Source organism: Lyngbya sp. CCY1209 (assembly GCF_035615495.1).
Lineage (GTDB): Bacteria > Cyanobacteriota > Cyanobacteriia > Cyanobacteriales > Microcoleaceae > Limnospira.
In genome coordinates, this window is record NZ_JAJENU010000639.1 from 106,585 (window position 1) to 119,338 (window position 12,754).

Consider the following 12,754-nt stretch of genomic DNA (forward strand, 5'->3'; position numbering starts at 1 on the left):
CATTCCCCATTCCCCACTCACAAATTCAGCCACTTTCGGGTTTCTTCCGACAGGCCGGAATTGTTGCCAAATTTCGCCCCCGCCACCGTCGCCTCGGTGATGTTGCTGCCGAAGAGATTGGCCTGCCGCAAATTCGCGCCGGACAGGTTCGCCCGAGCGAGTTGGGTGTGGCGGATGGCGGTCTCCATCAGATGGGTTTCGGTGAGGTTGGCATCGGCCAAATTCGCCCGGGTCAAGTCGCTCCGCTGCAGGTCGGCCCGGGTGAGGTCGGCCTCCCGCAGGGAGGCGTAGCGGCATTGGGTGGCAAACAACTTCGCACCGCAGAAGTTCCCCCCGTCCAGGATCGCCTCGTTGAGTCGGGCCCGGGAGAAATTGCTGTTCTGGAACCTCCCCCGGCTCAAATTGGCGCGATCGAGCCGCACCCGATACAACTTCGCCCCCCGAAGGTCGGCGGCCGTCAGATCCACTTCCGTCAGGTCCGCGTCGCTCAGGTCCGCACCTTGCAAATTCACCCCCCGCAAATCGGCGCCCCGCAGCTTGGCCCCCCGCAAATTGGCGTTTTGCAACTTCGCCCGGGTCAGGCAGGCCCGTTCCAGATTCGCAAACTGGAAGTCGGCCCCTTCGAGGTCGGCGTTTTCTAAGTTGGTTGACTCCAGGGCCGCTTCATAACAATTGGCCTCCCTCAAATCGGTGCGGTGGAGGTGGGCGCCGGCGAGGTGGGCGCGGGTCAAATTGGCCCGCCGCAAGTCGGCCCGCCCCAAGTTGGCGTCGAGGAGGCGGGCTTCCGAGAGGTTGGCGCCTTTCAAATTGACGATGAATAACTGCGCCCCATTTAACGTGGCCCCGTGCAGGTCGGCCCCTTCCAGGTTGGCCAGCCGCAGGTCGAGTTCGCTCAAATCGATCGCAGCCAGATCCGTCCCCCGCAGGTCAGCCCCCTTGAGATCCAGGCTTCTCAAATTGACCTGTTTGAAGTTGACCCGGCGCAGGTCCGGTCCTTTCAACTGACAGAACAGGCGGTAGGCGCTCAGGTCGTCGATCAGCGGCCCGGACACTTCGTCCCGGTCGATCTTGACGAGGTGGTACTGGACGTTTTCGGTGAAAATGGTGAAGACGAGGTTGAAGATTTCCAGGAAGAGGATGAAGTGGCGACAGCGCTCTTCTTCGTGTTTTTGATAAAACTGGATCAGTCGGGAGATTTTTAGCTCCAAGTGGGTGCGGGAGGAATGGCAGAGTAAAATCAGTTTCAACAGCAGGATCGCCAGGGTGAGGGCGCTGCCACGACCCATCATCAAGTTAAAAATAAAAGATGGATGGCGTCCATCTTCCGTGGTCAAAAATTCGATCAGCCGGTTGCAGGTGCGAATTTTTAAGCTTTTATCGAGGGGGTTTTCGTCGTAGTTTGGATAGATCTGGTCGAGTTTTTCGGAGATTTTTTCCCGCAATATTTTGATGGGATACTGTTCCCCCTGATGCAGCGCGAGGTACTCGGGTAAGGCGGTTTTGAAGTTCCAGTAGCTGACATTGGCGGTGGCTTTGAGAAACAGTTCCGCCTGGTGGGTGTAGCTGTAAATGCGCTGGGTGGAAATGGTTTTTTTGAGGAGTTCGAGAACGGCGTCGCCGAGTTGGGTGGGATTTTGAACCGGACGGACGGATGGGCTGCTGACGTGCGATCGCGCGATGTACATGGCGAGATCGAATTTGTACTGCTCCCGGAGCTGTTTGGAGAGTTTTCGCGCTACCTCCTGCTGTTCCGGCGAGTTTTTCGGGTTCATGTACTGGGGCACTAATAAATAGCTCCTGTAACGGCTGCTCCAGCCCTGACCGTGTTGGAAGGCGCAGTGGCGGATATCCTGATAGTCGGAACCCTTGAGAAAGTCTCGAACCCGGTTCCGGAGCTGCCCCAGTTGCGGGTCGATGATTTCGTATTCGTCCTCCGGGGCCGTCTCTATTTGTTTGAGTAACGTCTCCGCCGCCTGATAATTGCGGTTGATATACCAGTTGTTGATCAGGATGTAAAAACTGCGCTTGAGCAGCAGGTTAAAAGCGCCTTGTTCATCTCTCAGGTAAAACTGCAGGGCGCGATTGACGGGATCACAACTACTGTCCCCATTCCAAAAGGTCGCAAAAAATTCTTTCAGAACTGCCTCGGCATCCCAATTTTTGACAATTTCGATCCAAAAATCGCAGACGATTTCCTCCAATCCTTCCGGACTTTGAGGAGAGAATAGGTTTCCAGAAGAATCCATTGTCGAATTCTCGGCGGTACACCCTTTGGTCATGATCTGGTGTTTGAAAATGAAATGACGAACAGGTTACACTATAGCTTATCAAATAAAATCGTCGGTGTCAATTGACCCGCCACGATCCCGGATGCGATCGCCCGTTTACGACCCCCTCCATCCCACCCCGTTACCGCCCCAAACGGGGGTTTATTTCTCCAATTATAAGGACTCCAGCCACAAATTTTCAAAGCCGATTTTCCGCAGTTTCGCAACCGTTAATTTTTCCAAATCGTCGGTTTAAAATGTGTCAAAAAAACCGGTCGGTCGGCCGCGATCGCCATATTTTTAAATTAAACTAAAGTTTTGCCCCCTCTTCCGACAACTTTGGCACAATTGCGGTAAATCCACTGTAACCGCCGAGGAAACCGCCATGAATGCAGAAGAACTCTTAAATCGCTACGCGGCCGGAGAGCGCAACTTCCGGGATACGGACCTATTTCGGGCCGAATTGAGCAATGTCAATCTCAGCGGGGCTAACCTGTTCCGGGCTAACCTATTCCGGGCCAACCTGTTTCGGGCCAACCTCCTGGGGGTGAGTTTGTTCAATTCCACCTTGATCGGGGCGAACCTCTACTGTGCTAACTTGAGTGGAGCGGACCTGAGCGGGGCCAACCTCACCCGCGCCGACCTGACGGGCGCCGACCTGAGCGGGGCCGACCTGAGCGGGGCGGACCTGAGCGGGGCTATCCTCACCCACGCCAACCTCAGCTACGCCGACCTGACCCGAGCGAACCTGATGCGGGCGGAATTGGTGGACGCGGCCCTCAGCCACGCCAAATTTCAGGGGGCGAACCTGAAGGGGGCGAACTTTGCCGGGGCACTATTGCAGAATGCCAAACTCACTCAGATTATCGGTCTGACTCCGGCTCGCATCCTGGAATTGAAGGAACAGGGCGCTATTTTTGACGCGGCTCCGACTGCGGAGGTCAATTCTAAAGTCGGGAGTCGGGAGTAGGGAGTCGGGAGTCGGGAATGGAAAGCAGAGTGCCTCTGTTTCCTCTATTTCCTCCGCTCCCTGCCTGTCGAATTGAGATTGAGACGATTACTATGGCTGCATCCAAACGAAAGTCTTCGAGTCAGCACCGCACGGTTTACTCGGAGTTCGGCAATTCCTCCCGGTCGGAGGCGACGGAACGGGGGACTCCGGAGTTGCCCCCGAACCAGCAAAACGTGCGGGTGCAAGCCACCCGCAAGGGGCGAGGGGGGAAAACTGTGACGGTGATTTCCGGGTTTCAATGCAGTTCGGAAACTCTGGCGAAGTTGCTCAAACAACTGAAAAGTCAGTGCGGCACGGGGGGGACAGTGAAAGACCAGACCCTGGAAATTCAGGGCGACCACACCCAAAAGCTGGTGGAGGTGCTGACGAAATTGGGATACAAGGCCAAAAAAAGCGGCGGATGACGGAAATTCCCATTCACGAAACGTTTCAGGAAACGGTCCAGGGCGAGGGCTACTGGGCGGGGACTCCGGTGGATTTTATCCGCTTGGCGGGGTGTCCGGTGGGGTGTCCGTGGTGCGATACGGGATATGCGGACGGGGGGAAGGGGTTGCCCCGGCGGGTGCGGCGGTTTGAGGAGTTGTTGGCGGAGTTGCGATCGCCCCGGGTGGTGATTTCGGGCGGCGAACCGTTTATTTATCCGCAATTGCCGGATTTGGTGGAGGCGGTGGAAGAGACGGGGCGGCGGGTATCAATTGAGACGTCGGGGGCGTTTTGGCAGGCGGTTCCGGCTTCGACTTGGGTGACGCTGAGTCCGAAAGAACACGTCAGCCCCCGCTATCCGGTGGTGTCGCAGATGTGGGATCGGGCGGATGAGGTGAAGTTGGTGATCGAGACGGGGGAGGAGTTGGCGTATTACCGATCGCATTTGGTTGAATTGGGCGAGATTCCGGTGTTTTTGCAGCCGGAGTGGACCCGGCGCGATCGCACCTTGCCGCTGGTGTTGGAGTTGTTGAGACGGTTTCCCCGCTATCGGCTGTCGGTTCAGTTGCACAAGTATATCGGGGTGGAGTGACGGAAAAAGGGTGTATCGAATTGCTGAAAACTGACTGCTAATTGCTATACATGATATTATTTTTGAGGTTGCCAGTCATCGGTCGCCGCCAATTTTTCGGCAATTTCATCGGCGATCGCCCGATTTCCTGCGGGAGTCAAATGCAAGCCGTCATCGAAATAGCTTTCGAGGAGTTCCGGAGAACGGCCCGACCACACCCGATAAAAGTCGATAACCGGAACATTCATCCCGTTTAACTGTTTCAAAAAATCGGATTTGCGGGGAAATGTGTAAGCCGGATCGGTCAACTCCCGGAGTTCCGGGATCAAGATGACGACCGCCGGAATATCTTCGCGCTCTGCCAACTCGACAATGGTTTGTAAACTGGTCAAATTGTCCTGAAACTGGGCATCCAACTCCGATCGCGTCGGCGGTTCGGCATCGGCGGGAGTCGAATTGGATTGAGGTGCCAATCGCGGCCACAAGTAGCGATTCCAGGCTTCTGATAAAGCCGACCGGGGTTTGCGATCGGGAAAGTTGGGGTCTCGTCCGACGGGCTCGCCGGTACGGGTCGGTTGCGTCAAATCGTGGCTCCCAATTTCCACGATCAACAGGTCGCTTTCAAATAAACCGAATTGGAGCAAATATCCCAATTGGTTTCCGATCCCCCACGACCCGGCGGACGCATTCAAAACTTCGATCTTTTGATTGTCTTGGTCGGCCAACTGACGTTCCAGAAATTCCGAAATCGTCTCGGATTGATCGACGGAATTTCGGCCGTTCAAAATGGAATCGCCGGTCATCAAGATCCGAAAGGTATCGGGCGGTTTTTCTGAAGTGGTCGGTTCGGATCTTTGAGAATACTGGTTGTATTGCACCCGCCTGAAAAATCGGGTGATATTTTGATCGGGTTTAAAGCGATATCCGGTTTTCGGATCGGCCTGAAAGAGGACGGGATTTCCCAGCCCCAAGACGAATCGTAACAGGATTTCCGCCGCGACGATCGCCACAAATGCGGACCCCATTAACCCGATGAGTTTCGAGCGTTTCATTTTGATGAATCTCCGATTTAACTTGTCCGAATTTGAGATGGGGTCATCTGGAAAATGCGCCCCCCCTACCGCCGCCAAATCCAAACCGTTCCATCCTCATCCCCCCCCACCAACGTCTGACCGTCGATCGCGAATTGGAGAGAATTCACCGGCGCCGTGGCATCGGTTAAAGTATTGAGCAATTCCCCGGTTTGAACGTCCCAAATTTTCACGGTGCGATCGCGGCTGCCGCTGGCGATTTGTCGCCCGTCGGCACTCACCGCCACCGCCAAAACCTCCCCCCGATGACCCGTCAACGTCCTCACCTCTTCCCCCGATCGCAAATTCCAAAGTTTAATCGTATTGTCCGCACTGCCGCTCACCACCTGTTTTCCGTCCGGCGTAATAGCCACGGACCGCACCGCCCCCTCGTGCCCCCGCAACTGATACCGCAACTGCGACATCTCCAAATCGACGACATTGACCGTGCGATCGGCCGAACCGCTGGCCAACCAGCGACCGTTGGGACTGAAGGCCACCGAATACACCGTATCCGTGTGGGCGAGATCATTATAGAGAATCTGCCCCGTCTTCCGATCCCACACCCGCACCGTCGTGTCCGCGCTCCCCGTGGCGATCGCCTTATTATTCGGACTAATTTCCACCGCAAAAATCGGACCGGCGTGCTCCAGGGGCGAATACAACTCCCCGGTTTGCAAATTCCACTCCAAAACCCGCCAAAACTCCGTCCCCGACGCCAACTCCGTCCCGTCGGAACTAAAATCCACGGCGAGGATAGCCGAGGTGTCGCCCAACAGCGTCTCCGCCACCTCCCCGGTTTCCAAATTCCACAGCTTGATAGTATTGTCCCGGGAAGCGCTGGCGACCGTCCGTCCGTCGGGACTGACAGACACCGACTCCACCGCCGCCGTATGGTCCGCCAACGCCGTCGCCGACGCATTTTTCCAGTAGACCACCCCCTGGCACTGCCGCAGCAAGTCTTGAGCTTCGACGTACTGGCTGGAAGACTTAGGCACCGCCTTGGCCCGGGCGATGCACTCCTCGTAATTTTCCGCCGCCAGCAGACCGCCGATCTGCCGCACCTGTTCCCCCTCGAGTCGTTCCTGCCGTTCCCGGGCGACCTGTCCCTGCCTCCACTTTTGATACTCGTAAAACACGAAGGCCAGGATCGCGATCGCCAGGGAAATCGCCGCCAGGACGAACCAAAAATAAACGGGAGGGCGGGACCCGGATGCCGGTTTCGCAGGGAGTCGCGACCGTTTCCGGCGCCGGTCGATCCCCAGCCAAGCCGAGATCCCGTCCAGCCAGGTGCGGGGCAGGATGTGGCTCTCGATCAGGGCCACATCTTCGTCCGAAATGCCCAACATCTGTTGCAGGCGATCGAGTTCGGACCGGGTTTCCTCGCTGAACGGATATTGCTGCTGCACCGCCGCCGCCAGAGCCCGTTCGTAGCGTTCCCCCTTCTGGCGATATTTGCGGTAGGGGTTGAGAATTTCATCTTCGACCGCCTCCGCCTCCTCCTCGGTCAGTTCCAAATTCTGCCGCAATTCCTCCAAAATTTGCTGTCCGACCACCGAAATGTCCCCCCGGTGGTCGGCGCAGCGTTTCACCTCGTCCCGGTAGGTTTCCAATTTTTGCAGGTTTGCCGGGGTGCGATCGCGAAGCCACCGCTGGCCGATTTTTTCCAGGTCCGCCAACACCGCCTCCGCCGACTGATACCGCCGCCGGTAGTCGGCCTCGACCATCCGATCCACGATGTCCCCGAATTCGGAACTGACGATCGCCAAATGCCGCCAGACCAATTCCCCGGGGTTGCCGTGGTGGTTTTCCCGCAGTTTCCGCAATTCGTAGGGGGGGAGTCCGGTCAACGCTTGGATGGCGATCGTCCCGAGGGCGTAGATGTCGCTGTTGAGGTGGGGGTCGCACTCGAACTGTTCGACCGGCATATATTCCATCGTCCCGATCCGGCCCGTGGGGGGGTTGTTGTTCTGGCTGAAGCTGATTTCTTTCACCGCCCCGAAGTCCAGCAGCATCAACTTGCCGTCCGAGTCCCGCCGGATCAGATTCCCCGGTTTGATGTCCCGGTGGATCACCCCCTGGCCGTGGACGTAGCCGAGAATTTCCAGAACTTCTTTGACGATGGCGATGACCCGCTCCTCCGGCAGGGGCTGGCCGGGTAAGATCTCGTCGTTGAGGGAGTGGCCGCAGACGTAGGACTCGACGAGGTAAAATTCCTGGTTTTCTTCAAAATAGGCCAGCAGTTGCGGAATTTGGTCGTGTTGGGAGAGTCGCTCCAACACCTGGGCTTCCTGCTGGAACCGGCGGCGGGCAAGGTTGACCAGTTGGGGATCTTCGGCGAACAGTCGCAAATGCTTGACGAAGCAGAGGGACTCGCCGGGACGCCGGGTGTCTTTCGCCAAACTGGTGCTGCCGAATTCCCCCGATTCGATCACTTCGACAATTTGATAGCGTCCGTCTAAAAGCTGGTCAGTCATATTGCGGGGAATGGGGAATGGGGGATGGGGGACGGGCGTGAAAAGAGTTTGCTATCTGGGTTGCGGGATGGTGTCTTCTCCGTCGCGGCGATCGCTCTCAAGTCAGACCTCAACTCCACTGTGCTTGATTATGCCATTTTCTCATCTTCTCATTTTTGACGGGACGGGCCGGGTTCGGTTCGGGTGGGTTCGATTGGAAAGGGGGCGGGGGTTTGTGCGATCGCCCCCCGCCGCCGAGTGCGGATTTTCGGGGCGGGGGACTCGCTCCCCGGGGCGAAATTCGGAGCGGGCGATCGCCTCAAAAGCCTGACAAGGAAACGGTTTCGGGATTTGTTAAAAAATGTCAAAGGTTTTTTATTAAAAATTGTTGCACAAACTTGATCCCGTTGCTAAAGTGTGCGTATGAGTGAACGCTCGTAAAAAGGAGACGTATGAGCCATGTTCTACGCTACTGCCGTATTTGACCTCTCGTCGGCGATCGACTGAGTTCAGGTCTGATTGAAGATTGTCTCCCAGCGACCCGGGTCAGCCCTTCTCGACTTGTTTGCCGGAGATAGAGCCATCGCCCTTTCTCCAGACTGCTCAACCCAGAATTTAGGAATTTGGGTTTCCCTTCGGAACCATTGAAGACGCTCCAATTGAGTCCCATCCATCACTGACGAAAACACTACGCTTCGTTTCACCGCCATTTCGGATAGCGAGCCGTGCGATTGAATTCGCTGGCTCTCGGCTTCCCTGGGGTGAACTCCACACAGGAGGTATTTTATGGATATCAAAGGCATTACAGCTCTGATTACCGGGGCTTCCCGTGGCATCGGGCGAGCGATCGCCTGGGAGTTGGCCCGCAACGGCGCCCGTCGCCTATTGTTGGTGGCCCGCGATCGCCAAAAATTGGCGGAACTCGCGGCCGAACTGACGGCGATGGATGTCGAAGTCGTCACCCTCGCCCTAGACTTGCGGAAACCCGCCGAAGTTAATATGGCGATCGTCCGGGCATGGCGCTCCTACGGGCCCATCGACTTGCTGATCAACTGCGCCGGAGTCGCCCACCAGACCCCCTTCTTGCAGTCCAAACTTCCGGACGTCCAGGAAGAACTCTCCCTGAACCTGATGGGACTTTACACCGTCACCCGCGCCGTTGCCCGCCGCATGGCGACCCAAAAGCGCGGCACCATCGTCAACGTCTCCAGTGTGATGGGCAAAATCGCCGCCCCCACCATGTCCACCTACTCGGCCACCAAATTCGCCATCCTCGGCTTCACCCAAGCCCTGCGGGGAGAGCTGGCCGACCACAACATCCGGGTGATGGCCCTGCTCCCCACCCTCACCGACACTGACATGACCCGGGGCCTGAAATTGTTCCGCTGGGTGGTTCCCATGACCCCCGAACAGGTCGCCCAAGAACTGCTCCTGGGACTGCGGAAGGACTCCGCCGAGATCGTGGTCGGCTGGCAGAGCCACCTCGCCATATTGTGCAGCCGCATCGCCCCCGGGTTGCTCGACAAGGTGCTGAAAATGGCTTCCCCCCTGTCGGGAAAATCTGACAAATCCCCCGCATGGCGACGGGCCGGGGGGTTTTAGGAGCCAGGGGGGCCGCCCCATAAAAATCGGGCTTGTCATGCCAGAATCCCTGGCGCGGCAAGCCCTCGCGTTTTATGGAAGTTATCCGAACTCGGGGGTGATCGGCCCGTCCCGAGTCCGGATCAAAAGGAGTAGGCCGTCTGTAGGGCCCATCCAATCAGGAGGCCGATACTGCCCAACACCAGCAGCGAGGAAAGAATCACTGCGGCGGGGCTGTCCGCTCCCTTGAACTTCATAATTCCCCGATCTAAGTCTGATGGCATAGATACTGATTCCAACTCTAGGTTTAATTTTAGCGGAACTGTGGATATTTGAGATGGCAAGATGTTACAGTTCTTTATCAATCGAACCGCGCTCAATTTTTGGGGGCAAACGACCGAAGTTAACCGTCACTTCTGAAAGATTCGCCGATCGCTGAGTTGGCGATCGCCCGATGGCAAACAGTAGTAAACTGTAACATGAGGCGAAGATTCAGCCCTGAAAAATTAAAGATTTTTTTCCAAATTGGAGCATCCCCCTTGTCAGAAACATGAGAGCCGAGACCCCATGCAGGATGAAACCTATAAAATTTTATTGATCGAAGATCGCCCGGGCGATCGGGAACGAGTCCGCCAACTGCTTTCCGGGGCCAGTTCGTCCTCAATTACTCGGGGAATGTCTTTCGAGTTGACGGATGCTCCCGAACTTTCCGCCGGCCTGGAACTGCTCGACGGTCAATCCTTCGACCTGGTGTTGTTTTCCCTCGACTTGCCCGACCACCGGGGAATCGAAACGTTGATCGAGTTCAAACAAGTGGTTTCCCAAATCCCGGTCGTCATTTTGACGGCCGACAAAGACGAAACGGTGAGGGTGCGGGCGATGCAGTTGGGTTCCCAGGGTTACTTGGTCAAAGATCAGATCGATAGTAGTTTATTATTGTACAGCATTCGGTTGGCGATCGAGGGCCAGCAACAGTTGAAAATTTTGGAACAAAATCAGTGGCAGCAGTTTCAAGAATTGGAATTTCAGGGACTCGCCCACCTCGCCGACTCGATTAAAACCAACGTCACCGCCAAATTGTTCGGCCTAGCTCCTTTGCGGGAGGCTGTCCCCGACATCTTTTCAGAAATGGTCGAAAAATATGGAAAATTGCTGGAGTTGGCGTTGGAACAGCGGGCCTATAAAGTCGAACATAATATTTCGGATCATCTCCGCTCCCTGGCGGAACAGTTGGGGTTTCTGAAAGCCGGACCCCGGGATGTGGTCGAAATTCATACCCAGGCTTTGAAACAGAAAACCCGAAATACTAATGTGGTCAAAACCCAGGCTTATGTGGTGGAGGGACGGTTGATGGTTTTGGAATTGATGGGATATCTGACATCGTTTTATCGAAAATATTTTATCGGTTTGAGTAAACTGAATGTTTCCAAAAATTACGAGGATCTGAGCTAAGGATGAACAAATACTTACTCAAGCTCTACATCACGGGAAATACCCTGAAATCCCAGCGGGCGATCGCTAATCTGATCCGAATTTGCGACCACGAATTGACGGATCAATATGAATTAAAGATTATCGATGTCTTGGAACAGCCGGAATTGGCGGAAAATGAAAAAATCCTCGTCACGCCGACTTTGATCAAACAGTTGCCCCAGCCGATCCAGCGGATCATCGGCGATATGTCCAACACCGACAAAGTTCTGTTGGGACTCGATTTGGTGCCCCAAGAGGAAGACGTTGACGGATAACAGACCACTACACTTGCGAGCGATCGATTCATGAATGATTACAGCGAAGATTTTATTGAAAAATTGGAGACGGGCATTCCGGGATTCGACTTTTTGGCCGACGGGGGACTCCCCCAGGAACGGGCGACATTGATCGCCGGGACCGCCGGCAGTGCCAAAACCGTTTTCGCCTGCCAGTTTCTCGTGGAGGGCATCCGCCGGGGCGAACCCGGGGTTTTCATCACCTTCGAGGAACCCCCCAAGGCCATCCGCCGAAATATGCGCGGGTTCGGCTGGAATATCGAGGAGTGGGAGGCGAAGAAGTTGTGGGTGTTCGTGGACGCCTCCCCCCAACCGGGCGAAAAGCCGATGGTGACGGGGGAATACGACCTGGGGGCGCTGCTGGCCCGGATCGAGTTCGCCATCCGCAAGTACAAGGCCAAGCGGGTGTCGATGGATTCCCTGGGGGCGATTTTCAGCCACCTCGCCGACACCGCCCAGGTCCGCAGCGACTTGTTCCGGATCGCCTCGGCCCTGCGGGAGTTGGAAGTCACGGCGATCATGACGGCCGAACGCACGGAGGAGTACGGGGAAATTAGCCGCTACGGCGTGGAGGAGTTCGTCGCCGACAACGTGGTTTTGCTGCGGAACGTGCTCTCGGACGAAAAGCGGCGGCGGACGATCGAGATCCTCAAATATCGGGGGACGGACCACCAGAAGGGGGAATTTCCGTTTACCATCGTCCCGGGCCAGGGGGTGGTGATCATTTCCCTGTCCGCGATCGAACTCGAACAGCGATCGTCCAACATCCGCATCACTTCCGGCAGCATCGAACTCGATCGGATGTGCGGCGGCGGCTTTTTCCGGGATTCCATCATCTTGGTGTCCGGGGCAACGGGGACGGGTAAAACCCTGATGGTGACTGAATTTATGGCCGGCGGCGTAGCCAACGAGGAGCGCTGTCTGCTTTTCGCTTTTGAAGAAAGTCGGGAGCAACTGTACCGCAATGCGGTGGGTTGGGGCGTCGATTTCGAGCGGGCGGAAAAAGAGGAGATGTTGAAGGTGGTCTGCCGCTACCCGGAATCGACGGGTTTGGAAAATCACCTGATTAAAATGAAGGAAATTATCAAAGAATTTCGCCCCAACCGGGTGGCGGTCGATAGCCTTTCCGCCCTGGAAAGAGTCTCGACATTGAAGGGATTTCGGGAATTTATTATCGGCTTGACTTCGTTCATTAAACAGCAGGAAGTCGGTGGTTTATTTACGTCCACAACGCCCACGTTGATGGGGGGAACGTCGATCACGGAAGCGCACATTTCGACGATTACCGATTCGATCATTTTGCTTCGCTATGTGGAAATGTACGGGGAAATGCGGCGGGGAATCACCGTTTTGAAAATGCGGGGATCGATGCACGACAAGGACATCCGCGAGTTCTCCATCGACGGGAAGGGGATGCACATCGGGAAGCCCTTCCGCAACGTGACCGGGATTTTGGCGGGCACGCCGATGTATGTCGCCCAAAGTGAGGTCGATCGCCTCAGCAGTTTGTTTGAGGGAGGCGGCGAGATGACGTGAATATCAAATCTCGATAGTACCGCTTGGGAATCAATTCCCTTTTCTTATAGCGAAAATTCTCTCAAGAGA

Annotated in this window: 12 protein-coding genes; 8 read left to right on the top strand and 4 right to left on the bottom strand. The window is 56.0% G+C overall.

The window, feature by feature from the left end; translation table 11 throughout:
- Positions 1 to 17: 17 nt before the first annotated feature.
- Positions 18 to 2,246 (bottom strand): pentapeptide repeat-containing protein, encoded by a 2,229-nt coding sequence (locus tag LKE08_RS25275; protein WP_324707050.1) that lies wholly within the window; start codon positions 2,244 to 2,246, stop codon positions 18 to 20.
- Between the two features lie 406 nt (positions 2,247 to 2,652).
- Between LKE08_RS25275 and LKE08_RS25280 the strand changes: the two genes are divergently transcribed.
- The 3 genes from LKE08_RS25280 to LKE08_RS25290 all read left to right on the top strand — a co-directional run bounded on the left by LKE08_RS25280 (position 2,653) and on the right by LKE08_RS25290 (position 4,294).
- Entirely contained in the window at positions 2,653 to 3,237 is a 585-nt protein-coding gene (locus tag LKE08_RS25280; RefSeq protein WP_324707051.1) for a pentapeptide repeat-containing protein, read from the top strand.
- Between the two features lie 92 nt (positions 3,238 to 3,329).
- A complete protein-coding gene (locus LKE08_RS25285; protein ID WP_324707052.1) occupies positions 3,330 to 3,683 on the top strand; it encodes a translation initiation factor in 354 nt (117 codons plus the stop codon).
- A complete protein-coding gene (locus LKE08_RS25290) occupies positions 3,680 to 4,294 on the top strand; it encodes a radical SAM protein (RefSeq protein ID WP_324707053.1) in 615 nt (204 codons plus the stop codon). The genes LKE08_RS25285 and LKE08_RS25290 overlap by 4 nt, the downstream gene beginning before the upstream one ends.
- A 56-nt stretch (positions 4,295 to 4,350) precedes the next feature.
- Here the strand turns inward: LKE08_RS25290 and LKE08_RS25295 are convergent, their stop codons facing one another.
- Positions 4,351 to 5,325 carry an SGNH/GDSL hydrolase family protein gene (locus LKE08_RS25295; protein ID WP_324707054.1) on the bottom strand — a complete coding sequence of 325 codons (975 nt, stop codon included), beginning with the start codon at positions 5,323 to 5,325 and terminating at the stop codon, positions 4,351 to 4,353.
- A 65-nt stretch (positions 5,326 to 5,390) separates the two neighbouring features.
- Complete coding sequence (locus LKE08_RS25300; RefSeq protein WP_324707055.1) at positions 5,391 to 7,820, bottom strand: serine/threonine-protein kinase; 2,430 nt, start codon at positions 7,818 to 7,820, stop codon at positions 5,391 to 5,393.
- 130 nt (positions 7,821 to 7,950) lie between these two features.
- Between LKE08_RS25300 and LKE08_RS25305 the strand changes: the two genes are divergently transcribed.
- Positions 7,951 to 8,130, top strand: a complete 180-nt coding sequence (locus LKE08_RS25305) for a hypothetical protein (protein ID WP_324707056.1) — start codon at positions 7,951 to 7,953, stop codon at positions 8,128 to 8,130.
- Between the two features lie 455 nt (positions 8,131 to 8,585).
- Positions 8,586 to 9,401, top strand: a complete 816-nt coding sequence (locus LKE08_RS25310; RefSeq protein WP_324707057.1) for an SDR family NAD(P)-dependent oxidoreductase — start codon at positions 8,586 to 8,588, stop codon at positions 9,399 to 9,401.
- Positions 9,402 to 9,523: 122 nt separating this feature from the next.
- On the opposite strand, the gene LKE08_RS25315 is transcribed toward LKE08_RS25310, so the two are convergent.
- Entirely contained in the window at positions 9,524 to 9,664 is a 141-nt protein-coding gene (locus LKE08_RS25315; protein ID WP_324707058.1) for a hypothetical protein, read from the bottom strand.
- Positions 9,665 to 9,947: 283 nt separating this feature from the next.
- Here LKE08_RS25315 and LKE08_RS25320 point away from each other — a divergent pair, with 283 nt between their 5' ends.
- The 3 genes from LKE08_RS25320 to kaiC are packed head-to-tail and all read left to right on the top strand — an operon-like array spanning position 9,948 to position 12,685.
- On the top strand, positions 9,948 to 10,832 hold the full coding sequence (locus LKE08_RS25320) for a response regulator (RefSeq protein WP_324707059.1): 885 nt from the start codon (positions 9,948 to 9,950) through the stop codon (positions 10,830 to 10,832).
- A 2-nt stretch (positions 10,833 to 10,834) separates the two neighbouring features.
- On the top strand, positions 10,835 to 11,128 hold the full coding sequence (locus LKE08_RS25325) for a circadian clock KaiB family protein (protein ID WP_324707060.1): 294 nt from the start codon (positions 10,835 to 10,837) through the stop codon (positions 11,126 to 11,128).
- 30 nt (positions 11,129 to 11,158) lie between these two features.
- Positions 11,159 to 12,685: a circadian clock protein KaiC gene (kaiC, locus tag LKE08_RS25330; protein ID WP_324707061.1), complete on the top strand. Its 1,527-nt coding sequence runs from the start codon at positions 11,159 to 11,161 to the stop codon at positions 12,683 to 12,685.
- Positions 12,686 to 12,754: the final 69 nt, after the last annotated feature.

Excerpts from the sequence above, each read along its gene's own strand:
- LKE08_RS25295 (WP_324707054.1), bottom strand. The coding sequence starts at position 5,325 with ATGAAACGCTCGAAACTCATCGGGTTAATGGGGTCCGCATTTGTGGCG.
- LKE08_RS25325 (WP_324707060.1), top strand. The coding sequence starts at position 10,835 with ATGAACAAATACTTACTCAAGCTCTACATCACGGGAAATACCCTGAAA.
- LKE08_RS25285 (WP_324707052.1), top strand. The coding sequence starts at position 3,330 with ATGGCTGCATCCAAACGAAAGTCTTCGAGTCAGCACCGCACGGTTTAC.
- LKE08_RS25300 (WP_324707055.1), bottom strand. The coding sequence starts at position 7,820 with ATGACTGACCAGCTTTTAGACGGACGCTATCAAATTGTCGAAGTGATC.
- LKE08_RS25280 (WP_324707051.1), top strand. The coding sequence starts at position 2,653 with ATGAATGCAGAAGAACTCTTAAATCGCTACGCGGCCGGAGAGCGCAAC.
- LKE08_RS25320 (WP_324707059.1), top strand. The coding sequence starts at position 9,948 with ATGCAGGATGAAACCTATAAAATTTTATTGATCGAAGATCGCCCGGGC.
- LKE08_RS25290 (WP_324707053.1), top strand. The coding sequence starts at position 3,680 with ATGACGGAAATTCCCATTCACGAAACGTTTCAGGAAACGGTCCAGGGC.
- LKE08_RS25310 (WP_324707057.1), top strand. The coding sequence starts at position 8,586 with ATGGATATCAAAGGCATTACAGCTCTGATTACCGGGGCTTCCCGTGGC.
- LKE08_RS25305 (WP_324707056.1), top strand. The coding sequence starts at position 7,951 with ATGCCATTTTCTCATCTTCTCATTTTTGACGGGACGGGCCGGGTTCGG.
- LKE08_RS25275 (WP_324707050.1), bottom strand. The coding sequence starts at position 2,246 with ATGGATTCTTCTGGAAACCTATTCTCTCCTCAAAGTCCGGAAGGATTG.
- LKE08_RS25315 (WP_324707058.1), bottom strand. The coding sequence starts at position 9,664 with ATGCCATCAGACTTAGATCGGGGAATTATGAAGTTCAAGGGAGCGGAC.
- kaiC (WP_324707061.1), top strand. The coding sequence starts at position 11,159 with ATGAATGATTACAGCGAAGATTTTATTGAAAAATTGGAGACGGGCATT.